This is a genomic window from Streptomyces sp. NBC_00775 (genome assembly GCF_036347135.1).
Taxonomy (GTDB): Bacteria; Actinomycetota; Actinomycetes; order Streptomycetales; family Streptomycetaceae; genus Streptomyces; species Streptomyces lutosisoli.
On sequence record NZ_CP108938.1, the window covers coordinates 6,171,365 to 6,196,268 of the forward strand.

The window sequence follows — 24,904 nt, forward strand, 5'->3', positions numbered from 1 at the left end:
TCAGCTCCCGTAAGCCCATGGGAATTCTGGGAAATCTCTTCAACGAACAGGGGAAGTTCCATCATGAGATTCAAGAAGCCGCTGATCGGTGCCGTGCTCACCGCCACCATGGTGGCCGGCGCCGCCGGCACCGCGTCGGCGCACACCCAGGCGCCGCACACCGCCCCGGTCGCCGCGGCCAAGGCGGAGCAGGGCTACTCGGACAGCGACGTGGTCGCCTTCCTGGTCTTCGGCCAGGGCAAGGCCGCCAAGGACCACCCGGAGCTGGCCCAGCAGATTCGCAGCCGCCGCTCCGACACCTCGGTGACGCCCGCGCAGTTGTCGTACCTGATGGCCAAGCTGCACCAGGCCGACCCGGCGTTCCACACCAAGGTGACGGAGGCCGTCCAGGCCAAGGACCCGTTCGTGGTGCAGCAGGGCATGGTGGCGCTGAACGACGACCTCAAGGCGGCCATCGCCTCGGACAGCAAGGCCAAGAGCCTCAACAGCGCCGACATCGCGCGCCCCAACGGCTGGGTGTGGACCAAGTCCAACATCGTGACCGTGGCGAATGTCGCGGCCGGCATCAACGTCGCCGCGGGCACCAACGTCGCTGTGGGCGCGGAAGTCGTCGTGGTCGTCGTGATAGCCCCGGCCGCGGCCAGCTACGGCTTCGACCTGAAGCAGTCGGACCAGCTCGACGAGAACGACTTCGTCGCGGCGGTCACTTCCGCACTCTGATTTCTCTGCGGGGGTGGCCTGCCGCGACCGCGGCGCGGCAGGCCACCCCCGCACAGGGGCATCAGCACGGCCGGAGCGTTCCGTCCATTACAGGGGGAAAGGAAAACCGCGTATGTCGACGCCTGTCGCAAGGCGGCAGCTGTACATCTTCGCGACCACGCTGGCGGTCATGGTCGCCTATCTTCTCGTCGCGCTCTTCTACACGCTGCCGAGCAACGCGCTCAGCAGCCGCCATTCCAAAGGCGCACGCCAGTACTTCAATGAGGTCACCCCGCAGGTCTGGGCCTTCTTCACCAAGGATCCCGAGGGCGTCCAGATCGGCACGTACACCTTCGACGGAAAGCACTCCAAGAATCTTCTGAAGACCCCGCAGGGCAACCCTTCGAACCTTTTCGGACTTGACCGTACCCAGCGCGCCCAGGGTCCCGAGATCGCCTACATCAATACCTCGGTGACCCAATGGCAGCCGTGCGCGGGTAATTTGGAGATCTGTCTGCACGAAGCGGCCGCACGCCCCGCCGAGAAGGTCAAGAACCGCAACCCCGTGCGGACCGTGTGCGGGGACTCCTTCATCACTCAGGAACGCGTCGTGCCCTGGTCGTACCGGAACCTGGTGCCGTACGACCGGCGCGTCACCAGAATCGCCCACCTGGACGTCTCATGCTCATAGCCGCCCGTACAGCCCTTTCCCGACTTGGCGAAGAGCAGTCTGCTCGGCTCCAACTCCGGCTCTCCACCTTTGACTTCCGCTCGCGCTGGTTCGGCGTGGGACGCTCGCTGATCTGCTTCGCCGAGCTGACGGTGGTCCTCATCACCCCGTCGAAGGCGCTGCTCACCCCCGTTCTGACCATCAGCGACGGCGCCCGCTGTGGGGGAGTGCGCGCCGCGTCCGCGTACTGCCTGGTGGGAGGTACCTCCCATGCGGAGTACGCCCGTTGGATCCTGGTCGCCGCGCTTCTCGTGGCCGCCGTCGGATACCGGCCGCGCTGGACGGCGATCCCGCAGCTGTGGGCCATCTACTCGATCGCGGTGAGCATCACTGTGCCCGACGGCGGCGAATCCGTGGGCATGATCATGTCCCTCCTCATGCTGCCGATTCTCCTGACGGACAACCGGACTTGGCAGTGGGACCCGCCGGCGAAGCCGCTGCGACCGTCCGCGCACGCGATCGCCTACGCCGCCTTCTGGGCGGTCAGACTGCAGCTCGCATACATCTATCTCGACACCGCCATCAGCAAGTTCGGAGTCGCCGACTGGGCCAACGGGACGGCGGAGTACTACTTCCTGCGCGACAACATGTTCGGCGTCGCGGGGCCCTGGGACGGGCCGCTGCTCGCGCTCTCCAAGTACCCCTTGATCGTGGTCGCCATGACCTGGGGCGCGCTCGTCGTCGAACTCCTCATCGCCGTCTGCATCCTGGGCTCCGACCGCTGGCGCAGGGTGGGGCTGGTGCTCGACATCCTGCTGCACGGCTCGATCATCCTGCTGATGGGCCTGTGGAGCTTCGCCCTCGTCATGATCGGCTGCTCGGTCGTCGCGTCGATGCCGCTGCTGCGTACGCCGTCGGCCGAGACGCCCGACGAACAACTCCCCACCGGGCAACTCCCTGTTGAAAAAGGCACCAATGACAGCTCCGTTGACCACTCAGTTGGCCGCTCGTCGGCAGTGCTACGTTGAATCGGTGGCCAAGCTGGAAGTGCTGAATGTGTCCGCGGGTTACCGGGGACGGCCGGTGCTCCGGGATGTCAATCTCGAATACGGCGCGGGAATTCACGTACTGCTCGGCCCGAACGGCGCCGGCAAGACAACGGCGTTCCGTGTGCTCGCCGGGATTCTCGCGCCCTTCGAGGGCACCGTTCTCGTGGACGGCACCGACCCGCACACGCACACGGAGACCAAGTCCCTGATCGCCCTCGCCACCCACCGCTCGGCGCTCGCACCACGCCTGAGCGTCGTGGACAACCTGCGGTACTGGACACGCGTCCTCGGCCTGCCGCCCAGGCCGTCGGAGGAGCGGATCGCGGAGGTCCTGGACCTGCTCGGCCTCACCGACCTTGCGGACCGCCGGATCGGCAGCCTCAGCCGCGGCCAGAACCAGCGAGCGGGCCTGGCGAAGGCGTTCCTGGGACGCTCGCCGATCCTTCTCCTGGATGAGCCGATGTCGGGACTGGACCCGACGACGACAGGTCAACTCACCGAGTACCTACGAGGGTTGGCGAACGAGGGGCACACGGTGGTCGTCTCCACGCACGCCCTGGCCGACGCCAACCGCTTCGCCGACGACGTGACAGTGCTGCAGAAGGGACGCATCGTGGGCCGAGGTGAGCCGGCCGCCCTGCGCACCGCCCTGCTGGGCAGCGCCTACCGGTTGCGCGTCCGAGGCTCCGGCGACGTGCCGGCGGTCCTCGACCGGCTGGGCCTGCGGTACGAGGAGCAGCAAGGTGCCGTGGTCGTGGAGGTGCCCGACGAGCGGGCGGCGGAGTCGCTGGTCGCCGACCTGGTGAGGGAAGGGATCGGCGTACGAGAAGTAGTACCCGCCCGCAACCCGCTGGAGGACGTCTACCAGCAACTGCAGACGGAAGTGCCGGCACCCGCGGACGGAAGGCGCATACCGTGAAGCGACGTGGCCTCCCCTTCGACGTGACCCGGGCCAGGGTCCTGGCGTCCGCGCTGTTGTGGCGGATGAGACGGGAACGGCTGCGGAACTTCGCCACGGTGTTCCTGCCGTTCGTGCTGACGGTCGCCTCCGTGATCGTTCTGCCTCTCGTGTCCGACGACGCGGACATGAACGGCGCGGCCAGCAGCGGTCGGCTCGGCGCGCAGTACGGGGCGCACGGGGACACGGTCGCGGCCGGGCTGCTGCTCGTCCTGATGCCCGGCGTCATCGCCCTGCACGGAACGGTCGGCGCGGGCCTCGCGGTGCGCAACGTGGTCGGCGCGGAGGCTGGGGTCGGCGCCCTTGAGGCGATGCTCGGCGCCCCGTACAACCCGGCGAGCATCGCGGGTGGACTGCTCGGCTACGTACTCGTCGTCACGACGGCCCAGTGGGCGGTGATGAGCGCGCTCGGCGCCCTCGCTCTCTCCCTGTCCAGCGCCCTGCACCACGACAGCCTCACACCGGACGCCGGTTATCTGACACTCGCCCTCCTGCTCCCGCTCCTGGCCACCTGGGCGGGCGCGGCCCTCGCCCTGCTGCTCAACCTGCTCTTCCCCCGCCTGTCCCAGCCCGGCGCCGGCGCCCTGGCGGGCAACGGCGGCGGCCTGGTCAGCCTGGCCGCGATGCTGCCCGGCTTCGGCGCCCTCCTGGCGATGTCCATCGCCCTGGACCCGCTGGGCCCGACAAGGCTGCTGTTGTACGCGGGCGGGGTGACCGTACTGATCACGGTGGGCAGCCTGATCGGCATCGCGAGGGGCTTCCGCCCGGAGTCGGTTCTGTCGTCGTCGGCGTGAGAGAAGCCGACGCAAGGCATCCGCCGGACGCAACCGGTCAATCAGTCAACCAGTCAAGAAATTCGGTGATGTTCATGGCGATGGTGAAGGTCCTGGTCGACATCCGTCCCTCCCTGGTGGCGCTCCCCTTCCACCGCGCCTTCACACGACCAGTCGTGGAGATCGACGGCGTCGAGTGGCCCGCGAGGTGGGGCACGACGGAGATCCCGGTCGATGCGGGAGCTCACGAGATAGCCGTGTTCTTCCGCTACAAGGGCCAGCGCGCGGCCCGACTCGGCGTAGGCACCGATGAGTTGATGGTGCACGACGCCCCAGGCACACCGCCGCGGGTGACGGCCCGTCTCGGTCCACGCAACGGCAGCAGCTTCAAGGTCAAGTCCGCCTGAGGCGCCGAGGAGGTGCACATGCCCCAGAAGTCGATCGTGCAGTGCGCGGCGGGACACCTCTATACGGCCACATGGATACCGTTCGTCGGCTTCAAGTCCCTACGCCTCACCCCGTCCAAGCGCTACGCCCGCTGCCCCGTGGGCAAGCACTGGGCAGTGGTCAGCAGGCCCGACCAGTCGACCCTCACCGAGGAGCAGCTCGCCGCGGCGCGGTCGCACGACGCGGGCTGGATGTAGGCACGACGCAGCCGAAGCCGGCGGCTTCACGGGGGCGGACTTCGACAGGCGGCGGCCGAATCCGGGATACGCGAACTGCGCACCCGCCACGTCCAGGACATGTTCAAAGCCATCTGGGCCAACTGGAACGCCGCCAAGGCCGCACTCCGAACAGCCCGCAGATGAGCCCGGGCATGCAGCCGCCCGGCTCGGGGCTCCCTGTCGGGCAGCACCCCTTGTCAGCCGCAGGGCAGATCAAGGTTGTACGTGCGGTAGCCGGAGTTGATCTGCGTGTCGGTCCAGTACGGGCCGGACATGACGTACCGGGCCCTGAGCGTGTAGGTGCCGGGACCGGCGCAGCCAGTGGAGTTTCCTTCGACCACGCCGGACGGGCCGCCGCTGCCGGAACTGCTGCCGTCCAGCACGTCCTGGCCCTCGCGCGTCACGGTGTAGGCGAAGTCGAACCCGCACGGGTACTTGGCGTTGGCGGTACAGCGGGAACTTACTGCCGCACGCCGTCGTCGGCTCGGCCGCCGCCGCAGCGCGCGGTGCACGGGCGGGTGCGGCGCTGACAGCGGGTGCCATCGCTGTCACCAGCGCCACCGTGGCGGTGGCCGCGCAGACGGCGGCGCGTTTGAAGCGCGTGTGGAGCGAGGTCATGTTGCATCCCTCCGGGTGATCGATTACCTGCGGCAATCACGGCAACTACCGTCTGACAGGGCGGAGTTGCTCGCCTGGCAACGATGTCAGGCAGGCGATGGGCAGTCAGTAAAAATGCCCCAGATTGGACGATGTGAGGGAATACGTCACATTTTTACGTCGCCTGTTGCGGGAGTGCAGAGGACAGCCCTTTGGAGACCGGGGCTACCTCGTTGGATTCCATCGGTGAGCGGCGATCACCTGGTTTCGCAGTCTCCTGGCAACCTGTCGATCACAACCGAAGGCGGGCTCCAACGGCACGTTCCCAGTGCGTTCCCAACTGACGCAACAAGGCCCTCCGTGATCTACAGGGAGGGCCTTCGTCATGCAGGGCCAGGCTCTGACCTGGTGTTTCTCTGTGCCCCCGGCAGGATTCGAACCTGCGACACCCGCTTTAGGAGTTCGATCCGAGCGCGCTCCCGCTTGGGCCGGCCACTGGCGCGACGGTCGGACAGAGACGCTGGTGTACGCCCCGGTCCGGCGTCGTTGATGAAGCTCCTATAGACCGTCAAGCGGCCCGTAGGAGTGGCTTAGGTGTGGGATTTTGACGGGTGAGGTGTTGGTAGACCTCGCGGGCGATGAAGCGTTTGAGGCAGCGCAGGATGTCCTTCTTCGACATGCCTTCGGCGGTGCGGCGGGTGACGTATTTCTTGGTGCGGGTGTCGTAGCGCATGCGGACCAGGGCAATGATGTGGAGGGCGTGGTTGGCCCGTCGGTCGCCGCCGCGGTTGAGGCGGTGCCGGTGTGTGCGGCCCGAGCTGGCGGGGACGGGGGCAGCCGCGCACAAATGCGCGAAGGACGCCTCCGATTTCAGCCGGTCGGGCTTGTCGCCTGCGGTGATCAGGAGCTGGGCGGCGGTTTCGGTGCCCACGCCGGGCAGGGCGACCAGTGTGGGGGCGGCCTGGGCGACCAGGGGCTCCAGTTCGGTGTCGGCTTCGGTGATTTCCTCGGTGAGGTGCTGGTAGCGGCGGGCCAGGCGTCGCAGGGCTGTGCGGGCTGCGCAGGCCGGGTCGCTGGGGTTTGGTCCCGGGCGGGAGCGGGCCAGGTGCCTGATCAGCTCGGCGGTGTGCAGGGTGCGCAGTCGTTCGCGGACCTGGTCGGGTGCGGTGACGATCAGGGTGCGGATCTGGTTGAGGGTCTGGGTGCGGGCCTTGACTGCCGAGCGGCGGACGACCCGCAGGGTGCGAATGGCTTCCACGATGCCGTCGCGGTTCTTGGGTGTGGCGCTGGCCCGGCCGGAGAGCACGGCGGTGGCGGCGGCGTAGGCGTCGAGGGGGTCGGACTTGCCGTTGGCTCTGCGGGCTCGCCGGTCGGGCCGGTCCACCTCGATGACGGTGACCTGGGCGGGTGAGTTGCGAGCCGTAGGCGCCGGTGCCCTCGACTCCGACGGCGAGGACCTCGCCGTGCGAGCGCAGCCAGTTGAGCAGCTGGCGGTAGCCGTCGGGGGTGGTGGGGAAAGCCTGGGTGGCCAGGTGCCGGCCGATCGAGTCGATCACGGCGGCCTGGTGGAAGTCGGTGTGGGTGTCGACGCCGCCGACCACCGCTATTTGGTCTGCCATTCTGGTTGCTGCTGTCCTTCCGTGCGCTGCGTGAGGGGCGGCGCGTGCCGGTCGGGCGGCAGGACAAGACTGTGATGGGACCTTTGGCCGGGCTCCTATGAGGTCACAGACGCCCGACCGGCCGCGCGCGGAGCGGCACCGCCCGGGACGGCCGACAAATCATCAACAGGACAGCCGGATGGCGTCGGTCAGACGGAGAGTCAGGCCCCCCAGGGCGGCACCACCGGCATCCTCACAGTCAGCTGTGGATGTCAAAGGCCCCGGACCATGATCGGTCCGGGGCCTTTGCCCTTGTGCCCCCGGCAGGATTCGAACCTGCGACACCCGCTTTAGGAGAGCGGTGCTCTATCCCCTGAGCTACGAAGGCGGGGATCTGTCGGAAACCGTGTCTGGAATTGGTCCGCGGGTGAGCGGATCGATGCAGACGAGGTCTCGCCAGTCTTGTGGCGGCGTGGTCGATGTAACGGCCGTGCCACCGCCGACAGTGTAGCGGTTGGGGAGATGGCAGCTGTCGAGTAATCGGGGTGGGGACTGGGAGCCTGCCAGTGCGGAGCGCTGTGAGGCTCAGGACGCGCGTCCGGTCCGGCAGCCGACCGGCACGAAGGCCCACACGGCCGCCCCCACGTCGCCGGCCATGACCCACGTCGTCGCCCGCCTCCGACGTCGCCCGCCGCCACCCCCGTCGCCGGAACCCGACGCCCGACCCCGGGGCGCCCCACGGAACACTCTTCCTCCGCGTCCTGCTGCGACCCGGCACGTAACAAACAGACTGGTCTGAATTGTATGGGGTGCGGACTGTCGAGCCGGTGGGCCCTGTGCGGGCGGGCGTCTCGCCGCGGTCGTACTTAACGGAGTCTCAGAGGCTGCTCAAAGGAGTTGCGTCGCAGGGCTGCCATCCGAAACAGGCATGGTTGTATGATTTGGCTTCATCGGGGGGTGGCCGGTTCCGGCGTGTTCGGGGTGTCCGTGTTTTCTGTGTTTTCCATCCTTTCCATCCTTTCCATGTATTGCTCGTGCTTTGAAGAAGAGAGGGCGGGTGCAGCCGATGCAGACGCGGTCCGAGCACACCCGTGAGGCACTCGTCCGCGCCACGGCGGAACTGATCGCGGACGGCCAGCCCTCCGACGCGGGCCTGGTCAACATCTGCCACCGGGCGGGCGTGAGCCGAGGGGCCCTGTATCACCACTTTCCCTCCACCGCGGCCCTGGCGGCCGCCGTGTACGCGCAGGCGCGCAGCCGGGTCGTCGCGTTGACGGAGGAGGCGTTCGAGGGGCCGGCGGCGGACGCCCCGGAGCGTTTCCTCGCCGCTCTGGGCGAGGCCCTGCGCACGGAGGAGGTCGTCCGGGCGGGGATGCGGCTCGCGGCGGACGGTTCGGCCGGGCCGCCACGTCTGCGCGACGATCTGCTGACGATGGTTCACCAGCGCGTCTCCGACACGTATCAGGACGTCGTACGACCGGCGCAGGAACTGACCGATCTGGCCGATCTGGCCGATCTTGCCGTGGTGGTGGCCGCCGGGCTGGAGTCGCTGGGATACAGCGACGATGTGTGGTGGGACGCCAAGACCTCGCGGCGGCTGTGGGGATTGCTGCGCCCGCTCTACAGCCCGGACGGGGAGGAGCGGGACTGAGTGCGGCCGGCCCTCGGCCCAGGCCGCTGGCCTCCGGCCCTCTCGGTCCGCCTTCTGTCTTCCGGCCCCCTCGGCCCGGCTCCTGTTTTCCGGCCCGGCCCCGGCCCGGCCCCGGCCCGGCCCCGGCCTGGCCTCGGCCCGGCTCCGGCCCCCGGCGGCCGTCGCGGCTGAACCGCAACCCGTAAGTCCGCAGTCCGCGGCTTCAGCCCTCAGCCCTCACCCTCAGCCCGCGGCTTTCTGCTCTCAGCCCTCAACCCGCGGCTTCAGCCCGGCGGCTTTCAGGCCTCGGTGCCGACCGGCGACCGGGCCTGAGTCGTGCGCGCCGGCCGGCAGCACTCGGCCGGTTCTCAGCTCTCGGTGCCGACCGGCGGCGGAGTCGTACGCAGTCGGCCGATCAGGCCCGGGATGGCCAGGCCCGGCAGCAGGAAGCGCCAGAACACACCGGTCCGTTCGGGCAGGTCCTCACGCTTGGTGTACGCCTGGGACATGATCTGGAGACCGGTGAAGGCGCCGACGATGGTCGACGCGGCCTCGCGCACATCCACGCCGGGCAGGATCTCGCCCCGCTCCTCGGCTTCCTGCAGCAGGCCGAGAATGGCCACGTTGGACTGCTCGTAGGCGGTCTCCGGCGGGACGGAGAAGGATGTCTGTTCGACGGCGAGGCGCACACTGGCGCGCAGTACCGGGTCGGTCTGGAGTCGCCTGGCGAACTGCATGGTCAGGTCGATGACGGCCTGGAGCTTCACCGCCTGGTCGGGAACCGTCAGGGCCTCGCCGTGCGCTGCCACCAGGGCGAGCGCGATGGCTTCCTTGGACGGGAAGTGGTGGTAGAGCGAACCGCGGGTGAGGCCGGTTCTGGCGAGGATGTCGTTGGTGCTCGCGGCGTCGTAACCGCACTCGTCGAACACCTGCGCAGCAGCCTCCAGGATCGACTGCCGCGACCGCTTACCGCGTTCCTGCTGAGCCATGCCAGATCCTCACCCTGAATTAACAGACTAGTCTGTATTGTATCGCGACCGGGCGGGATGCCGTCAGCGGCAGGGTGACACTTTCGGTGGGGCGCGGACTCCGGGGCGGGGACCCGGGGTGAGCCCGGGGTGCTTAGGGGTGTCCGAGCCGGAAGCCGATGCCCCGGACGGTGGTGATCCATTCGCTGGCGCCGAGCTTGCCGCGCAGGGTGCTGACGTGGGTGTCGACGGTGCGGCCGTGCGGGGACCACGCGTCGTCCCAGACCTGGGCCATGATCTGGCGCCGCGGGACGACGGTGTCGGGCTGCGAGGCCAGTAGGTACAGCAGGTCGAACTCCTTGCGGGTCAGGTCGACCGGCTCCCCGTCCAGCGTGGCCACCCGGGCGCCCGCGTCGATACGCAGCGGCCCGTGGTCGATGATCCGCGCGGTGGAGCTCTGCTGCGAGCGCACCCGGCGCATCACCGCGTCCATGCGGGCCAGCAGCTCGCGGAAGCCGTACGGCTTGACCAGGTAGTCGTCGGAGCCGGCCTGGAGGCCGAGCACCCGGTCGAGTTCTGAGCCGCGCGCGGTGACGGTGATGATCGGGGTGTTGCTCACCGCGCGGATGCCGCGGCACACCTCAAGGCCGTCCAGGTCGGGCAGATCGAGGTCGAGCAGCACCAGGTCGGCGTCGTGATGAGCCCGCAGCGCCTGGGCTCCCGTACCCACGCTCTGGGCGGCGTAGCCCTGGCGCAGCAGGCCCTTGAGGAGTGTGTCGGCGGCCCGTGCGTCGTTCTCCACGACCAGTATCCGCAGTACCCCTTCCCGGTTCGCGCCCTGTGGGGCGGTCGCCCCTGCCCCCCGGGCCGCGGTGATCGCGGGTCGGTGTGGCTGGTAGTGCTCCGATGATGGTTCGAGTACATCCACGGCCTGCCGATTCATTGCCCCTCCTGAGTCACAGCCTCGTCATCACAGACTGCTGAACGCTCACAGCAGCGAAGATACCAAACAGACTTGTCTGATTGTCAACCATGATTAGCCCACCCTCGCGCCCCTGTGTGGAGGCTCACTGGGTGCGCCGTGAGCAGTGACAGCACGGTGTTTTCGGGCTTCTGTCGAGGTCAAGCACGGTGGGTTACTTCTGGGCCGGCGGGTTGCGGCAGTGGCGGAGTTCCATCGCAACCGTACTGAGCTGCCTGTTTTGAAGGTCTGGTGGAGCGAATCGGGCAATTCGCCGCTACTCGCCTGTACTGGAGTGTCGCATGGGGTGACAGGGGCAAATCTTTACTTGAAAAAACGAACTGACCTGTCTGTATCTTGGCGTTGCAGAAGACGTCGGCCAAGGGGGGTGCCGATGTCCGGAGTGCTACCCCCTGCCCGGAAACTGACAGGAGTGCTGCACATGCGGGATCTGAAGACTCTGCCTCGACTGACCACCACGGTGCCGCGCGAGTACGTCCATCGCGCCGCTGTCTCCGAAGTCCTCCTCACCGGCTGGGAGGCCGACGATCTCCACGGCTCCGACGGCCGGGAGGGCTTCGTGGTCAAGGCTCAGTGGCCGCGCAGCCACTCGCTCTTCGCCCGGGAGGGCGGCTACCAGGACCCCATGCTGGTGGTCGAGTCCGTCCGTCAGGTCGGCTCGCTCCTCGCCCACGCCGAGTTCGGGGTGCCCTTCGGATACCAGTTCCTGATGGGGGACATCAGCTTCGCCGCCGCACCCGAACTCCTCGTCGCGGACGCCGTCCCCACCGAGGTCGAACTGCGCACGGTCTGCCGCGACATCGTCCGCCGGGGCCGCTCGCTCTGCGGGATGCGGTACGACGTCACGGTGCTCCGCGAGGGAAGAGCGCTGGCCACCGCCGGGGCCGGCTTCCGTTGCGTGAGCCCGGACGTCCACCGGCGGCTGCGCGACGGCCGTCCCACCACCACCGGCCGCACACCGCTGCCGGCGATCGATCCGGCCGCCGTGGGGCACACCAGCACCCGGCACGTCGTGCTCGCCGAGCCGGTGCCGGGCACCGGGAACCGCTGGGAACTGCGGGTCGACACCGCTCATCCGACCTACTTCGACCACCCGGTGGACCACGTACCCGGGATGGTGCTCCTGGAGGCCGCCCGGCAGGCCGCCCACGCCTCGACCGGGATGTCCGACGCCCTCCTCCTCGACCTGAAGAGCGACTTCACGCGCTACGCCGAGTTCGACGCCCCGTGCTGGATCGAGGCGCGCTCCGAGCGGCACGGCGGCACGGGCGACGTCCTGGTGCGGGTGCGCGGCACGCAGCAGGAGGAGACCGTCTTCGGCGCCGAAATGATATTGAGCCCCCGCACCCGCTGAGCCCCCGCACCCGCTGAGCCGGGCATCCGCCGAGCCGAGCAGGGCTGAGGCGGGCATCCGCCGAGCCGGGCATCAGCTGATCCGGGCATCAGCTGATCCGAGCATCCGCTGAGCCGAGTACCTCACTGGAGAGTGCCGAATGCCTTCCATCATGATCACCGGCGCGTCCGGCTTCGTGGGCGGCCATGTGACCCGCGAAGCGGAGCGGCAGCAGGCCGGCGTACGGGTCATGGCGCGCCGCCGGCCCGTGCCGGACTCCGGCCGCCGCGTCGTCCCCGGCGACCTGGCCGATCCCGCGAGCCTGCGCGGGGTGTGCGACGGCGTCGACGTCCTGATCCACTGCGCCTCGCAGATCGGTGGAACCGTCGAGGCCAACGAGGCCGTCAACGCCCGGGGTACGACCGCGCTCGTCGACGAGGCGCGCCGCGCGGGAGTCTCCCGCATCGTGTATCTCAGTACCGCTTCCGTCTACGGCCGCGGAGTCTTCCGTGGCAGCCGGCCCGAGGAACTGACCCGCAATCCCGGATCACCCACGTCCCGCACCCGGGCCGTCGCCGAGGACGCCGTCCTCTCGGCCGGCGGCATCGTCCTGCGGCCCCATCTGGTCTATGGGGAGGGTGACACCTGGGTGGGCCCGGGCCTGACCAGGATCCTGCGTACCCTGCCGGGCACGGTGGAGGGCTGGTCCTCTCTGATGTCCGTCATCGCCGTACGGGACCTGGCCCGGCTCATGGTGGCCACCGCCCTCGCACCCCTCTCCGTCCTGACCGCGTCCGTCTACCACGCGGCCCACCCGGAGCCCGTCACGGTGGACGCCGTCCTGCGGGCCGTCGCCGAGTGCACGGCGACTCCCTGGCCGGAACGGGAGCTCACGGTCGAGGAGGCCCGCACGATCCTCGCGGCGGACGGTCAGGCGTCGTCCGTACTGGACATGCTGACGACCGATCACTTCTTCGACAGCGACCCGCTCTGGTCCGACCTCGGCCGTGAGCCCGGGGCCGGTTTCGACAAGGAGTTCCAGGGCACCGCGCACTGGTACCGAAAGACCCTGCGGGCGGCCTGAAGAGCCGCTCGCCTCCACCGCCGGAAACTCCGGACACAACCGCAGGAAACTGAGGAGTAGTTCATCGTGCGCAAGGTGCTCATCGCCAACCGTGGCGAAATCGCTGTCCGCGTGGCCCGGGCGTGCCGGGATGCCGGGATCGCGAGCGTTGCCGTGTATGCGGAACCGGACCGGGACGCTCTGCATGTCCGTGCGGCGGACGAGGCGTTCGCGTTGGGCGGTGACACCCCGGCCACCAGTTACCTGGACATCGCCAAGGTGCTGCAGGCCGCCAAGGATGCGGGGGCGGATGCCATCCACCCCGGTTACGGCTTCCTGTCCGAGAACGCCGAGTTCGCCCAGGCCGTTCTCGACGCCAACCTGATCTGGATCGGCCCGCCCCCGCAGGCCATCCGTGACCTCGGGGACAAGGTCGCCGCCCGGCACATCGCCCAGCGCGCCGGCGCCCCCCTGGTCGCCGGCACCCCTGACCCGGTTTCCGGCGCCGACGAGGTCGTGGCGTTCGCCGAGCAGCACGGCCTGCCGATCGCGATCAAGGCCGCGTTCGGCGGTGGCGGGCGCGGTCTGAAGGTCGCCCGCACCCTGGAGGAGGTCCCCGAGCTGTACGAGTCCGCGGTGCGGGAGGCGGTCGCCGCGTTCGGGCGGGGTGAGTGCTTCGTCGAGCGTTACCTCGACAAGCCCCGCCACGTGGAGACGCAGTGCCTGGCCGACTCCCACGGCAACGTCGTCGTCGTATCGACGCGTGACTGCTCGCTGCAGCGCCGCCACCAGAAGCTGGTCGAGGAGGCGCCCGCGCCGTTCCTGTCGGATGCGCAGGTCGCCGAGCTGTACGCCTCCTCCAAGGCCATCCTGAAGGAGGCCGGCTACGTCGGCGCCGGCACCGTGGAGTTCCTCGTCGGCATGGACGGCACGATCTCCTTCCTGGAGGTCAACACCCGCCTGCAGGTCGAGCACCCCGTCACCGAGGAAGTCGCCGGGATCGACCTGGTCCGCGAAATGTTCCGCATCGCCGACGGCGAGCCTCTCGGCTACGGCGACCCCGAACTGCGCGGCCACTCCATCGAGTTCCGCATCAACGGCGAAGACCCCGGCCGCGGCTTCCTGCCCGCCCCGGGCACCGTCACCGCCTTCGCCGCGCCGACCGGCCCGGGTGTGCGGCTGGACGCGGGCGTGGAGTCCGGCAGCGTGATCGGCCCGGCCTGGGACTCCCTGCTCGCCAAGCTGATCGTCACCGGCGCCACCCGCGAACAGGCCCTCCAGCGCGCCGCCCGCGCCCTCGCCGAATTCCAGGTGGAGGGCATGGCCACCGCCATCCCCTTCCACCGCGCGGTCGTCACCGACCCGGCCTTCGCCCCCGAACTGGGCGGCTCGGACGCGCCGTTCACGGTCCACACCCGCTGGATCGAGACCGAGTTCGTCAACGAGATCCCCGCCTTCACGACCTCCGTGGACACCGAGGCCGAGGAGGAGCCGGGCCGCGAGACCGTGGTCGTCGAGGTCGGCGGCAAGCGCCTGGAGGTCTCCCTGCCGGTCTCGCTGGGCATGTCGCTGGCCCGCACCGGACTTGCCGCCGGCGCCAAGCCCAAGCGCCGCGCCGCCAAGAAGTCCGGCCCCGTCGCCTCCGGTGACACCCTCGCCTCCCCGATGCAGGGCACCATCGTCAAGGTCGCCGTCGAGGAAGGCCAGGAAGTCAACGAAGGCGACCTGATCGTCGTCCTGGAAGCCATGAAGATGGAACAGCCCCTCAACGCCCACCGCTCCGGCACCATCAAGGGCCTGAGCGCGGAGGTCGGCGCGTCCGTCACCTCCGGCGCCGCCATCTGCGAAATCAAGGACTGACTACGGTTCCGGTGCGGGCGACTTGGTCGCTGGTCATCGGGACCGAGTGCCGTTGTTCGCCCCCGCCGCCCCTACCCGTCCCATCCCCAGGGGCTCTGCCCCTTCGACCCCGTGGGTTGTTCGTCGGCTGCGGGCCGGTGGGGGTTGCTCGCGCAGTTCCCCGCGCCCCTAAAAGACGGGGTTGGTCGGTGGCACCGTCCAGTCGTCAAGCGAGCCCGGGGGTGGGTAGGGGATCGCGGGGCGCAGCCCCGCGCCTCAGGGGCGCGGGGAACTGCGCGACCAGCCCCCACTCACCCGCACCCGAAGTACCCACCCGCCCCCGAAGAACCCACCCGAAGCGCAGGCCCTACGCGGCAGCCCCCCGCCCCCTGAGCGTCTCCACGACATCCCCGCCGTGGTAGTACGTACGCCCTTGGTGGCTGCGGCGGCGCCACTTGGACTCGCTCGCGTGGCGGTACACGCTGCCGGTCGGGACGGACCAGAGGCGGGCGATGTCGGCCGCGGTCACCCATCGCACGGGTTCCGGCTCCGTGACAGCGGGGCGCTCGGTGGTCGCGTCCGCCGCGGGCTCGGCCCCGGCCTCGGGGGCCGTACCGCTGAGGCGGCGCCTGAGCTGGAGCCACTCGTGGCCCAGCCAGAGGTGCGCGGGGTCGCGGTCGCAGCGGATCACGGCGGGGAGTTGTGGCTGCTGGGGTCTGACGACTGCCGCCAGTGAGCCCGTGCAGCCGGGCTCCACACACGCGCCGATCGGAACCTGATGGCGTACCTCGGGATCCACCACCCGGCGGGCGCGCCGCACCAGCCGGGCCACCTCGGCGGAGAACTCGCCCGCGGCGTCGTGCCCGGCGAGCCAGTCGAGGTGCCGGTCGAGGAACGCGGCCAGCGGGAGCACCGCCCGGCGCGGTGCGGGCGCCCGGCGCTCCTTGACCACGGCGCCCGCCCAGGATCCGAGCACGCCCAGGATCTCGGTACGCGCCTCGGCCGCCCCGGCGTTGAACGCCATGCCGGGCAGCGGGCCGCCGGACGTCTTGGGGCGGGCCGGGTCGCCGGCGCTGCCGGCCAGTCGGCGGCCGCAGGCCTCGTACAGCTCGGGCAGCCGGCCCAGTTCCGCGGACAGCCGTTCCCGGCAGATCGGGCACAGCCTGCTGCCCGCGGCCGCGAGGTGCCGGCCGTGCCCGGACACTTCGAGGCCGGTACAGCCCGCTCCCACGCATGCCCGCACGGCGCTCGCGCGGGCTCCTTCAGTAGTTGTCGGTGCATTCCCCACTTGATCCCCCACTCGTGGTTGTCCACATGGCGGGAAAGCTAGTTCGACGGAGATTTGCCGTGCAACCCGGAGAGGGGTCTCCTGTGGAGGGCCTGACCTTCTTCTGGGATCCACACGCGGCTTTTCGTTCACCTGACGTTGTTTCACGTTCACCTGAACTCGAATCCATTGACTCCGGCGGCGGATCCGAAGAAGCTACTCAGTAATTTCGGAGAACTGGCTGCCGGGTGCGGAACCCTCCTGCGGCAGGCGGCTCCGTCCGAAGTGTGCCTGGTCAGGCCGGACTTGACATTCCTCTGTACCTCGCCTGACGTTCCCTTGTATCTCATGTACTTCCGCTGGAAAAGTGGACGGAATCCTTGAACCGGAACTGTTGAGGGCGTCGCCGGAAGCGAAGAACATGGAACCTAACGTCGCTGAATTGTCGTTGATTCGCGCCGTGTGAATCTATTTCCTTTCGCCGATCCCGCGCGGATCAGATCAGAACCGGAAGAAGAGGCAGAACCATATGACCAAGATCGGAATCATCCTCGGCAGCACCCGCCCGGGCCGCCGAGGCCAGATGGTGGCCGAGTGGGTGGCCAAGGTGGGTGCCGAGCAGGTCCCGGACGCGGTCTTCGAGGTCCTCGACCTCGCGGACTTCGCCCTTCCGATCCTCGACGAGCCGCAGCCGCCGGCGTTCGGCAAGTACAGCAAGGAGCACACCCAGAAGTGGGCTGAGGCCATCAGCTCCTACGACGGCTTCGTGTTCGTGACCCCCGAGTACAACCGCTCGATCCCGGGCGTCCTGAAGAACGCGCTCGACTTCGTCTACTCCGAGTGGAACAACAAGGCCGCCGGCTTCGTCGGTTACGGCCTCCAGGGCGGCGCCCGTGCCATCGAGCACCTGCGGCTGATCCTGTCGGAGCTGAAGGTGGCCACCGTCCGCTCCCAGGTCGGCCTGTCCCTCTTCGGTGACTTCACCATCAGCAACCCGACGGAGCCCGGCGAGTTCACCCCCGGCGCCCACCAGGTGCAGACCCTCACCACCATGCTGGAAGAGACCGTTTCCTGGGCGCAGGCGCTGAAGCCGCTGCGCGAGGGCGCGTGACCCGGGTAGAGGCCGAGCCCGCAGCACCTCAGGAGATCACCCCGGCGATTTGGCGACTCGCCGGGGTGATCGCTCTTGGCGCGTTCGCGGGCGGCCTGGACACCTCACTCATCAACATCGCGCTGGAGACGATCCAGCGCGAGTTCCATGCCGGCATCGGCACAGCCCAGTGGGTCGCCAGTGGCTACCTGCTGGCGCTGGCCGTCTCGCTGCCGATCTGCGCCTGGCTCGGCCGCCGGGTCGGCGCGGGCCGGCTGTATCTGTGGGCGCTGGCCGCGTTCACGGTGATCTCCGCGCTGTGCGGACTGGCCCCGAACATCGAGTCGCTGATCGTCCTGCGCGTGTTCCAGGGACTGACCGCCGGCCTGCTCGTCCCGACCGGCCAGACGATCCTCGGCCAGGCCGTGGGACCGGGCCGGCTCGGCCGTGTGATGGCCCGGCTCGGCATCGCCGTCACGCTCGCGCCGGCGCTCGGGCCCACGCTCGGCGGCCTGATGCTGCACTCGCTGTCCTGGCGCTGGCTGTTCCTGATCAACGTGCCGCTCGGCGTGATCGCCATCCTGCTGGGGCGGCGCTATCTGCCGCTCGACAAGGGGGCGTCGACCACAAAGGCGGACTGGACCGGCTACGGCTACATCGGCCTCGGGCTGCCGCTGGTCGTGTACGGGCTCACCAGCTGGGGCGAGTTGGGCTCCCCGGACGGGTCCAGGGTGCTGCTGCCGCTCGCGATCGGCGTCGCGGGCCTGATCGCCTTCGTCCGGCACGCCACCCGCCGTGAGCAGCCGCTGCTGGACCTGCGGCTGTTCCGCGACCCCGGCTATGTGGCGGCCTGTGCGGGCTTCATGTTCAACGGGGCGCTGGGCTTCGGCAGCGCGCTGCTGTTCCCGCTCTACTTCCAGCTGCTGCACTCCGACGGCGTGGTCGCCACCGGACTGCAGATGCTTCCGCTGGGCCTCGGCACAGCGATCATGCTCCCGCTCAGCGGGCGGCTGACCGACAAGTACACCGGAGGTCCCGTCGCCGTGCTCGGCGCCGGCCTCACCACCCTGGTCACCGGCGCGTTCGCGCTGACCGACAACCCCGGCACGGTGTTCGTCCAGATCCTGCTGTTCGGCCTCGGCATGGGAACCGGCCTCGCCACCACCCCGATGATGGTCGCCGCGTTCGGCATCGTCCCCCGGGACCGGCTGCCCGACGCCACCGCGCAGATCAACATCCTGGTCCGGATCGGCGGCGCCCTGGGCGCGGCCCTGTTCTCGGTCATCGTCGCCCGCGGCCTGTCCCAAGGCGTCGAACACGCCTTCCACACCGCCCTGTGGTGGCAGTTCGGCACGGCCGTCGCCGCCCTGCTCGGCACCCTCGGGCTGTGGGCGGCGCTGAGCTCCGGCAGCCGGCCGACTCCGGCGCCGGCACATCCCCACTCCTCAGGAAAGGCCTGAACATGGGTGAGACCGTTTACGACGTAGCCATCCTCGGCTCGGGCATGGCCGGCGGCATGCTCGGGGCCGTGCTCGCCCGCAACGGCGTCAGCGTGCTGCTGATCGACGCGGGCGTCCATCCCCGGTTCGCCGTCGGCGAGTCGACGATTCCGTACACCTCCGTGCTCACGAAGATCATCGCGGAGCGCTACTCGGTGCCCGAGCTGGAGCCGCTCGCCAGCCACCAGGGGATCATCGAGAAGGTCTCCCCGATGTGCGGCAAGAAGGCGAACTTCGGCTTCGTCTACCACCGCGAGGGGCAGCCGCACGACCCCGAGCAGATCAACCAGATGGTGATCCCCGCCTGGCAGCGGACCGAGAGCCATCTGTTCCGCCAGGACGTCGACGCCTATCTGTTCCACCTCGCGGTCTCCTACGGAGTCGAGCCGCTCAGCGGCACCCGCATCCAGGACATCGACGTCGACCCGGCCGAGGGCGTCACGCTGCGCTCGGACAAGGGCGAGGAGTTCCGCGCCCGCTACCTCGTGGACGGCAGCGGCTTCCGCTCGCCGGTCGCCGACAAGTTCGGCCTGCGTGACGTGCCCACCCGGGCCCGCCACCACTCCCGCTCCATGTTCACCCACATGGTCGGGGTGACACCCTTCGACGACGCCAAGGCCGCCCAGCCGCACCAGCACCGCAGCCCGTGGCACGAGGGCACACTGCACCACGTCTTCGACGGCGGCTGGCTGTGGGTCATCCCGTTCGACAACGAGGAGGACTCGCTCAACCCGCTGTGCAGCGTCGGCCTGACGCTGGACGAACGGGTCTTCCCCAAGACCGACCTCACCGCCCAGGAGGAGTTCGACGACTTCCTGCGCCGCTACCCGGAGATCGCCGAGCAGTTCCAGAAGGCCAAGGCGGTACGGCCCTGGGTCAGCACCGGACGGCTCCAGTACTCCGCCCACGACACGGTGGGCGAGCGCTTCACCCTGACCTCCCACGCGGCCGGGTTCATCGACGCGCTGTACTCCCGCGGTCTGACCAACACGCTGGAGGTCGTCAACGCCCTGGCCTGGCGGCTGATCGAGGCGTCCAAGGACGGCGACTGGTCGACCGAGCGCTTCGCCTTCGTCGACGTACTCCAGCAGGGCCTGTTCGACGTCCACGACGACGTCGTCTACAGCTCCTTCGTCGGCTTCAGGCACTACGACCTGTGGAACGCGGTGCTCCGCGTCTGGGAGGCGACCACCGTCATGCCGACGGTGACGCTGGAGCAGGCCTACCGGCGGTTCCTGGACAGCCACGACGACCAGGTGTTCCGCGACCTGGAGAAGCGGCAGCACCCGGGCCTGCCCGACCCCGTCGGCCAGGACATCCACGAACTGCTGACGTTCACCCGGGAGACCTGCCAGGCCGTCGAGGCGGGCACGCTCGACCCGGCCGAGGCCGCCGAGCGGGTCTTCGCCCGGATCTCCACCTCGCCCTGTCTGCCCGAGCCCTTCGACCGGGGCAACCGGGACGACAAGTGCTTCGAGGCGACTCCGGAACTCGTCGAACTCGCCCAGAAGTGGGGCCGTACCACCGCACCCGAACACATCGCCCAGATCTTCAACTGAGGGCGCAGGAGGACGACTTAAGGAGTCTCATGCCACCCATAGATCTGCTGTTCCTCGACATCGTCATCATCTTGGCCGCCGCCCGTCTCCTCGGGGCGGCGGCCGTCTTCGTGAAGCAGCCCAGGGTGATCGGAGAGATCGCGGCGGGGATCGTCCTCGGCCCGACGCTGCTCGGCCACCTGGCCGGCGACGCGGTCTTCCCCACGTCGGTCATCCCGCCGCTGAAGACCCTGGCCGCCGTCGGCCTGGTCCTGTTCATGTTCGTGGTCGGGATGGAGCTGGACCACCGCCTCATCCAGGGCAAGGGCCGCGTCGTCACCGGGGTCGCGGCGGGCGCCACGCTGCTGCCGCTCGCGCTGGGCTGCTCCTTCGCCCTCTGGCTCGCTCCCCGGTACGCCGAGGGCGGCACGCTGCCCTTCGTGCTCTTCTTCGGGGTGTCGGTGTCGGCCACCGCGTTCCCCGTGCTCGCCCGCATCCTCACCGACCGCGGTATGCAGCACACGCTGATCGGCGGGATCGCCCTCGCCGCGGCCGCCGTGATCGATGTCGTCGCCTACGCCCTGCTGGCCATCGCGGTGGCCCTCGCCTCCGCCTCCGGCCACGAGTCCTGGCGGCTGCTGCTCGCCCCGGTGTACGTGCTGGTGATGTTCCGTCTGGTACGGCCGCTGCTGCGGCGCCTTGCCGACACCGCCGAGCCGCTGCCGTACCTGCTGATCGGTCTGTTCGCCTCGGCCTGGGCCGCCGAGTGGATGCAGATCCACTACATCTTCGGGGCGTTCGTGTTCGGCGCGGTGATGCCCCGCTCCGAGGGGTTCCTGGAGCGCCTCAGGGAACGGCTGGACCCGGCCATCCACCTGATGCTGCCGGTGTTCTTCGCGGTCACCGGGCTCACCGTCGACCTGACCGGGCTGCGCCTGAGCGAACTGGGCATTCTCGGCGTGATCCTGGCGATCTCCATCTTCGGCAAGGTCGGCGGCGGATACACGGCGGCGCGTCTGTCCGGCATCCCGCCCCGGGGCTCGGCGGTCGTGGCGTCCCTGGTCAACGCCCGCGGGCTGACCGAGATCGTCATCCTCTCGGTGGGCCTGGAGCAGGGTCTGCTCAATGTCGAGCTCTACGCGATGCTCCTGGTCATGGCCCTGATCACCACGGCGATGACCGGGCCGCTGCTCAGCTGGAGTTACCCGGCCGACCGACTGCGCGAGGACCTCGACGCGGCGGGCCGGGCCGGTGTGCGCACTCCCCGGTCCCCGAGCAAGGCCACGGTGCCGGACTCGGGACCTTCCGACGAACCTCTTGGAGACAACACCGATGGACGCTGATGTCATCGTCGTGGGAGCCGGCCCGGCCGGCCTGATGCTCGCCGGTGAGCTGCGGCTCGCCGGGGTCGACACCATCGTCGTCGAACGCCTCCCGGAACGCACCGGCGAGTCACGCGGGCTGGGCTTCACCGCCCGCACGATGGAGGTCTTCGACCAGCGGGGGCTGCTGTCGCGGTTCGGCGACATCACCACCAGCAACGTGGGCCACTTCGGCGGGCTGCCGGTCGACTTCGCCGTCCTTGAGGGCGCGCACCAGGCGGCCAAGAGCGTGCCCCAGTCGCAGACCGAGGCCGTACTCGAAGCCTGGGTGAAGGAGCTCGGCGCGGATCTGCGCCGTGGCCACGAGGTCGTCGAGCTCACCAACGGCCCGGACGCCGTGGAGGTCGAGGTCAAGGGCCCCGACGGCAGGCAGACGCTGCGCGCCCGCTACCTCGTCGGCTGCGACGGCGGCCGCAGCCTGGTCCGCAAGACGGCGGGCTTCGACTTCCCCGGCACCGCGGCGACCCTGGAGATGTTCCTCGCCGACGTCAAGGGTCTCGAAATCGAACCGTCCATGATCGGGACGACGTACCCCGGCGGCATGGTCATGGTCGGCCCGCTGCCGGGTGGCGTCACCCGGCTGATCCTGTGCGAGCGGGGCATCCCGCCGAAGCGCCGTACCAGCCCGCCCGGTTACGACGAGGTGGCCGAGGGCTGGAAGCGGGTCACCGGTCAGGACATCTCGCACGGCGAGGCGGTCTGGGTGAGCTCCTTCGGGGACGCCACCCGGCAGGCCACCGAGTACCGCCGCGGCCGGGTGTTCCTCGCCGGGGACGCCGCGCACATCCATCTGCCCGCCGGCGGCCAGGGGATGAACACCAGCATCCAGGACGCGGTCAACCTCGGCTGGAAGCTCGCCGCGGTGATCCGCGGCAAGGCCCCCGAGGCCCTGCTGGACACCTACCACGACGAGCGCCACCCGGTCGGCAAGCGGCTGCTGATGAACACCCAGGCCCAGGGCCTGCTGTTCCTCAGCGGCTCCGAGGTGCAGCCGCTGCGCGACGTACTGAACGAGCTGATCAAGTACGACGACGTCAGCAAGCACCTCGCCGCGATGGTCAGCGGTCTGGAGATCGGCTACGACGTCGGCGGCGGCCGGCATCCGCTGCTCGGCCGCCGGATGCCGCACCTGGAGCTGGTCGGCGACGGCTTCAAGACCAGCAGCACCGAGCTGCTGCACGGCGGCCGCGGCGTCCTGCTCGACCTGGCGGACAACGCGGCGCTCAGGCGCCGGTCGGCCGGCTGGGCCGACCGGGTCGACACGGTGACCGCCGAGCCGCACGCCGTCGCCGACACCAGCGCGCTGGCCGGCACGTCGGCCGTCCTGATCCGCCCCGACGGCTACATCGCCTGGGCGGCACCCGGCAGCCACGGCGACCTGCCGATGGCGCTGGACCGCTGGTTCGGCCCCGCACGCTGAGCCGCCGCGCTCCGCACCCCGCCCGCACGGCGCCGGCCGTGCCACCGGACGGCCGGCGCACGGCAACGCCCGTACGCCGGCCGTCCGGTGGCCGATCGCCGGAACCCAAGGAGTTCTCCCGTATGCCGCAGCCCGACCTGCGCGAGGTCGAGCACGAGATCACCGTCTCGGCTCCCGCCGCCACCGTGTACCGCCTCATCGCCGACGTGGACAACTGGCCGCGGATCTACCCACGGACCGTCTACGCCGAGCAGGTCCCGGAGGCCGGCGGGCAGGAACTCGTCCGCATCTGGGCCACCACCGAGACGTCGTTCGAACACTGGACGGCGCTGCGCACCCTCGACCCGGAGCACCTGCGGATCACCTTCCGGCCCACCGGGTTCGGCCCGCCCCTCGCGTCGATGGACGGCGGCTGGGTCATCGAGCCGCTGTCCCCGGCCGAGTCGAGGGTCCGGCTGCTGCACGCGTTCAGTGTCGTCGACAACGACCCCGGGGAACTGAAACGGATCGACAGCGCCGTCGACCGCAACTCCCGTACCGAACTCGCCGATCTGAAAAAGAGCGTCGAAGAGGCTTACCTGGCTGAGGAGTTCACCTTCTCGTTCGAGGACACCGCGCGGATCGCGGGTTCGGCCGAGGACGTCTACGACTTCGTCAACGAGGCCCAGCTGTGGGCCGAGCGCCTGCCGCATGTCACGGAGGTGCGGCTCGACGAGGACAAGCCCGGCTTGCAGACGCTGGAGACGGTGACCCGGGCCCCGGACGGTTCGACCCAGCTCACCCGGTCCCACCGGGTCTGCCTCCCGCACCGCGCGATCGCCTACCGGCAGGTCACCCTGCCCGCGCTGCTGAGCCTGCACACCGGCTCCTGGACGTTCGAGGAGACCGCCACGGGTGTGGCCGCGTCCGCCCGGCACACCGTCGTGCTGAACACCGCGAACATCACCGCGATCCTCGGCCCGGACGCGACCGTCACCGATGCCCGCGCGTACGTCCGCGACGCGCTCGGCGGCGCCGGCCGGGCCGTGCTCGCCCACGCCAAGCGGTACGCCGAACGCGGGCGATGAGCCCGGCCGGCGGATCGGCACCCCCACCCCACCCACGATCTGGAAGAAGGACATGAGCGGACTCACGGGCAAGACAGCGCTGGTCACGGGCTCCAGCCGCGGCATGGGCCGGGCGGCCGCCCGGCGGCTCGCGGCCGACGGCGCACTGGTCGCCGTCCACTACAGCAGCAACAAGGAGGCGGCGCAGGACGTCGTCGCGGCGATCGAGAAGGACGGCGGCCGCGCCTTCGCGGTGCGGGCCGAACTCGGCGGGCCCGGCGACGTCCACGAGCTGTTCCTTGAGCTCGAAGAGGGCCTGCGCGAGCGCACCGGCTCGCCCGGGCTGAACATCCTCGTCAACAACGCCGGGATCATGGGCGGGGTCAAGCCCGAGGACACCACCCCCGAGAAGTTCGACGAACTGTTCGCGGTGAACGCCAAGGCGCCGTTCTTCCTCATCCAGCGCGCGCTGAAGAACATGCCGGACGGCGGCCGCATCATCAACATCACCTCCGGGCTCACGCACTTCGCGAACCCGGACGAGATCGCGTACGCCATGAGCAAGGGCGCCGTCGAGCAGCTCGCACTGCACTTCGCCAAGCACCTCGGCCCGCGCGGGATCACCGTCAACAGCGTCGCGCCGGGCATCACCCGCAACGACAACCCGGTGTTCGGCATCCCCGAAGTTGTCGAGCAGATGGCGCAGTTGTCCGCGTTCAACCGGGTCGGCGAGCCCGAGGACATCGCCGACGTGGTCGCCTTCCTCGCCTCCGACGACGCCCGCTGGATCACCGGCTCCTTCGTGGACGCCACCGGCGGCACCCTCCTTGGCTGAGGC

The 24,904-nt window shown here is 69.6% G+C and carries 21 protein-coding genes, 1 tRNA gene and 2 pseudogenes; 18 read left to right on the forward strand and 6 right to left on the reverse strand.

All coding sequences use genetic code 11. The features are described from left to right. The first annotated feature begins 63 nt into the window (after positions 1–63). The 7 genes from OIC96_RS27660 (at position 64) to OIC96_RS27690 (ending at position 4,793) form a co-directional block, all read left to right on the forward strand. Complete coding sequence (locus tag OIC96_RS27660; protein ID WP_330305254.1) at positions 64–720, forward strand: sporulation delaying protein family toxin; 657 nt, start codon at positions 64–66, stop codon at positions 718–720. Between the two features lie 112 nt (positions 721–832). Next, positions 833–1,390 (forward strand): SdpA family antimicrobial peptide system protein, encoded by a 558-nt coding sequence (locus tag OIC96_RS27665; RefSeq protein WP_330305253.1) that lies wholly within the window; start codon positions 833–835, stop codon positions 1,388–1,390. Further along, positions 1,381–2,397, forward strand: a complete 1,017-nt coding sequence (locus tag OIC96_RS27670; RefSeq protein ID WP_330305252.1) for a sporulation-delaying protein SdpB family protein — start codon at positions 1,381–1,383, stop codon at positions 2,395–2,397. The genes OIC96_RS27665 and OIC96_RS27670 overlap by 10 nt, the downstream gene beginning before the upstream one ends. 4 nt (positions 2,398–2,401) lie before the next feature. After that, on the forward strand, positions 2,402–3,337 hold the full coding sequence (locus OIC96_RS27675) for an ABC transporter ATP-binding protein (protein ID WP_330305251.1): 936 nt from the start codon (positions 2,402–2,404) through the stop codon (positions 3,335–3,337). Further along, positions 3,334–4,170 carry a hypothetical protein gene (locus OIC96_RS27680; protein ID WP_330305250.1) on the forward strand — a complete coding sequence of 279 codons (837 nt, stop codon included), beginning with the start codon at positions 3,334–3,336 and terminating at the stop codon, positions 4,168–4,170. Before OIC96_RS27675 ends, OIC96_RS27680 begins: the two co-directional genes overlap by 4 nt. A gap of 74 nt (positions 4,171–4,244) precedes the next feature. Next, positions 4,245–4,556, forward strand: coding sequence for a hypothetical protein (locus tag OIC96_RS27685; RefSeq protein WP_330305249.1), 312 nt, complete (start codon positions 4,245–4,247; stop codon positions 4,554–4,556). 18 nt (positions 4,557–4,574) lie between these two features. After that, the gene (locus OIC96_RS27690) at positions 4,575–4,793 is read left to right on the forward strand and encodes a hypothetical protein (protein ID WP_330305248.1); all 219 of its coding nucleotides are present in this window, start codon (positions 4,575–4,577) and stop codon (positions 4,791–4,793) included. 218 nt (positions 4,794–5,011) lie between these two features. Here the strand turns inward: OIC96_RS27690 and OIC96_RS27695 are convergent, their stop codons facing one another. From OIC96_RS27695 to OIC96_RS27705, 3 genes and pseudogenes are all read right to left on the reverse strand, one after another. After that, a complete protein-coding gene (locus tag OIC96_RS27695; protein WP_330305247.1) occupies positions 5,012–5,218 on the reverse strand; it encodes a hypothetical protein in 207 nt (68 codons plus the stop codon). 761 nt (positions 5,219–5,979) lie between these two features. Then, positions 5,980–7,030: pseudogene (locus tag OIC96_RS27700) on the reverse strand (IS110 family transposase). 294 nt (positions 7,031–7,324) lie between these two features. Continuing rightward, positions 7,325–7,397 (reverse strand) — tRNA-Arg (locus OIC96_RS27705). 678 nt (positions 7,398–8,075) lie between these two features. Between OIC96_RS27705 and OIC96_RS27710 the strand changes: the two genes are divergently transcribed. Continuing rightward, positions 8,076–8,660: a TetR/AcrR family transcriptional regulator gene (locus OIC96_RS27710; RefSeq protein WP_330305246.1), complete on the forward strand. Its 585-nt coding sequence runs from the start codon at positions 8,076–8,078 to the stop codon at positions 8,658–8,660. A gap of 347 nt (positions 8,661–9,007) precedes the next feature. On the opposite strand, the gene OIC96_RS27715 is transcribed toward OIC96_RS27710, so the two are convergent. Both OIC96_RS27715 and OIC96_RS27720 read right to left on the reverse strand, forming a co-directional pair. Continuing rightward, positions 9,008–9,628: a ScbR family autoregulator-binding transcription factor gene (locus OIC96_RS27715; protein WP_330305245.1), complete on the reverse strand. Its 621-nt coding sequence runs from the start codon at positions 9,626–9,628 to the stop codon at positions 9,008–9,010. A gap of 133 nt (positions 9,629–9,761) precedes the next feature. Then, complete coding sequence (locus OIC96_RS27720; RefSeq protein WP_406501734.1) at positions 9,762–10,409, reverse strand: response regulator transcription factor; 648 nt, start codon at positions 10,407–10,409, stop codon at positions 9,762–9,764. Positions 10,410–11,010: 601 nt separating this feature from the next. Between OIC96_RS27720 and OIC96_RS27725 the strand changes: the two genes are divergently transcribed. From OIC96_RS27725 to OIC96_RS27735, 3 genes are all read left to right on the forward strand, one after another. Continuing rightward, positions 11,011–11,943: a ScbA/BarX family gamma-butyrolactone biosynthesis protein gene (locus OIC96_RS27725; RefSeq protein ID WP_330305243.1), complete on the forward strand. Its 933-nt coding sequence runs from the start codon at positions 11,011–11,013 to the stop codon at positions 11,941–11,943. Positions 11,944–12,082: 139 nt separating this feature from the next. After that, positions 12,083–13,006 carry an NAD-dependent epimerase/dehydratase family protein gene (locus tag OIC96_RS27730; RefSeq protein WP_330305242.1) on the forward strand — a complete coding sequence of 308 codons (924 nt, stop codon included), beginning with the start codon at positions 12,083–12,085 and terminating at the stop codon, positions 13,004–13,006. A 66-nt stretch (positions 13,007–13,072) separates the two neighbouring features. Then, positions 13,073–14,845, forward strand: a complete 1,773-nt coding sequence (locus OIC96_RS27735; protein WP_330305241.1) for an acetyl/propionyl/methylcrotonyl-CoA carboxylase subunit alpha — start codon at positions 13,073–13,075, stop codon at positions 14,843–14,845. A gap of 346 nt (positions 14,846–15,191) precedes the next feature. Here OIC96_RS27735 and OIC96_RS27740 read toward each other — a convergent pair whose 3' ends face one another. After that, positions 15,192–16,028 carry a hypothetical protein gene (locus OIC96_RS27740; RefSeq protein ID WP_330462140.1) on the reverse strand — a complete coding sequence of 279 codons (837 nt, stop codon included), beginning with the start codon at positions 16,026–16,028 and terminating at the stop codon, positions 15,192–15,194. A 592-nt stretch (positions 16,029–16,620) separates the two neighbouring features. Between OIC96_RS27740 and OIC96_RS27745 the strand changes: the two genes are divergently transcribed. The 7 genes and pseudogenes from OIC96_RS27745 to OIC96_RS27775 all read left to right on the forward strand — a co-directional run. Next, entirely contained in the window at positions 16,621–17,202 is a 582-nt protein-coding gene (locus OIC96_RS27745) for an NADPH-dependent FMN reductase (protein ID WP_327429457.1), read from the forward strand. After that, the gene (locus OIC96_RS27750; RefSeq protein WP_330305239.1) at positions 17,199–18,641 is read left to right on the forward strand and encodes a DHA2 family efflux MFS transporter permease subunit; all 1,443 of its coding nucleotides are present in this window, start codon (positions 17,199–17,201) and stop codon (positions 18,639–18,641) included. Before OIC96_RS27745 ends, OIC96_RS27750 begins: the two co-directional genes overlap by 4 nt. A 2-nt stretch (positions 18,642–18,643) precedes the next feature. Then, positions 18,644–20,239: an NAD(P)/FAD-dependent oxidoreductase gene (locus OIC96_RS27755; RefSeq protein WP_330305238.1), complete on the forward strand. Its 1,596-nt coding sequence runs from the start codon at positions 18,644–18,646 to the stop codon at positions 20,237–20,239. Between the two features lie 29 nt (positions 20,240–20,268). After that, the gene (locus tag OIC96_RS27760; RefSeq protein WP_330305237.1) at positions 20,269–21,561 is read left to right on the forward strand and encodes a cation:proton antiporter; all 1,293 of its coding nucleotides are present in this window, start codon (positions 20,269–20,271) and stop codon (positions 21,559–21,561) included. Further along, on the forward strand, positions 21,551–23,020 hold the full coding sequence (locus tag OIC96_RS27765) for an FAD-dependent monooxygenase (protein ID WP_330305236.1): 1,470 nt from the start codon (positions 21,551–21,553) through the stop codon (positions 23,018–23,020). Before OIC96_RS27760 ends, OIC96_RS27765 begins: the two co-directional genes overlap by 11 nt. Positions 23,021–23,142: 122 nt before the next feature. Next, positions 23,143–24,087, forward strand: coding sequence for an aromatase/cyclase (locus OIC96_RS27770; protein ID WP_330305235.1), 945 nt, complete (start codon positions 23,143–23,145; stop codon positions 24,085–24,087). A 52-nt stretch (positions 24,088–24,139) separates the two neighbouring features. Further along, a pseudogene (locus OIC96_RS27775) lies at positions 24,140–24,901 on the forward strand (SDR family oxidoreductase); the annotation flags it as partial. Positions 24,902–24,904 lie beyond the last annotated feature (3 nt).

Excerpts from the sequence above, each read along its gene's own strand:
- OIC96_RS27660 (WP_330305254.1), top strand. The coding sequence starts at position 64 with ATGAGATTCAAGAAGCCGCTGATCGGTGCCGTGCTCACCGCCACCATG.
- OIC96_RS27665 (WP_330305253.1), top strand. The coding sequence starts at position 833 with ATGTCGACGCCTGTCGCAAGGCGGCAGCTGTACATCTTCGCGACCACG.
- OIC96_RS27670 (WP_330305252.1), top strand. The coding sequence starts at position 1,381 with ATGCTCATAGCCGCCCGTACAGCCCTTTCCCGACTTGGCGAAGAGCAG.
- OIC96_RS27685 (WP_330305249.1), top strand. The coding sequence starts at position 4,245 with ATGGCGATGGTGAAGGTCCTGGTCGACATCCGTCCCTCCCTGGTGGCG.
- OIC96_RS27690 (WP_330305248.1), top strand. The coding sequence starts at position 4,575 with ATGCCCCAGAAGTCGATCGTGCAGTGCGCGGCGGGACACCTCTATACG.
- OIC96_RS27710 (WP_330305246.1), top strand. The coding sequence starts at position 8,076 with ATGCAGACGCGGTCCGAGCACACCCGTGAGGCACTCGTCCGCGCCACG.
- OIC96_RS27715 (WP_330305245.1), bottom strand. The coding sequence starts at position 9,628 with ATGGCTCAGCAGGAACGCGGTAAGCGGTCGCGGCAGTCGATCCTGGAG.
- OIC96_RS27725 (WP_330305243.1), top strand. The coding sequence starts at position 11,011 with ATGCGGGATCTGAAGACTCTGCCTCGACTGACCACCACGGTGCCGCGC.
- OIC96_RS27730 (WP_330305242.1), top strand. The coding sequence starts at position 12,083 with ATGCCTTCCATCATGATCACCGGCGCGTCCGGCTTCGTGGGCGGCCAT.
- OIC96_RS27745 (WP_327429457.1), top strand. The coding sequence starts at position 16,621 with ATGACCAAGATCGGAATCATCCTCGGCAGCACCCGCCCGGGCCGCCGA.
- OIC96_RS27755 (WP_330305238.1), top strand. The coding sequence starts at position 18,644 with ATGGGTGAGACCGTTTACGACGTAGCCATCCTCGGCTCGGGCATGGCC.
- OIC96_RS27760 (WP_330305237.1), top strand. The coding sequence starts at position 20,269 with ATGCCACCCATAGATCTGCTGTTCCTCGACATCGTCATCATCTTGGCC.
- OIC96_RS27765 (WP_330305236.1), top strand. The coding sequence starts at position 21,551 with ATGGACGCTGATGTCATCGTCGTGGGAGCCGGCCCGGCCGGCCTGATG.
- OIC96_RS27770 (WP_330305235.1), top strand. The coding sequence starts at position 23,143 with ATGCCGCAGCCCGACCTGCGCGAGGTCGAGCACGAGATCACCGTCTCG.